Annotated in this window: 1 pseudogene; it reads left to right on the top strand. The window is 55.0% G+C overall.

Features of this window, described 5'->3' with window-relative positions:
* Positions 1-258, top strand: a pseudogene (gene murD / locus UF06_RS18815) (UDP-N-acetylmuramoyl-L-alanine--D-glutamate ligase); the annotation flags it as partial.

A 258-nucleotide genomic window follows, 5' to 3' on the forward strand; every position in this document is an offset into this window, starting at 1 on the left:
GGTATTACCGGGCTCTCTGTCGTTAAACACCTCCGAAAAACTCAGCCGCAATTGACGGTTAAAGTTATTGATACGCGTGACAATCCGCCAGGTGCCGAGCGTCTGCCTGAACAGGTTGAACTACACCGTGGTGGTTGGAATACCCAGTGGCTTGCCGAGGCGGACTTGGTGGTGACCAACCCTGGTATAGCGTTGGCGACACCAGAGATACAAACGGTGCTAGCGAAAGGCACGCCTGTCGTGGGGGACATCGAGTTG

It is taken from the genome of Vibrio sp. S234-5 (assembly GCF_000960595.1).
GTDB lineage: Bacteria > Pseudomonadota > Gammaproteobacteria > Enterobacterales > Vibrionaceae > Vibrio.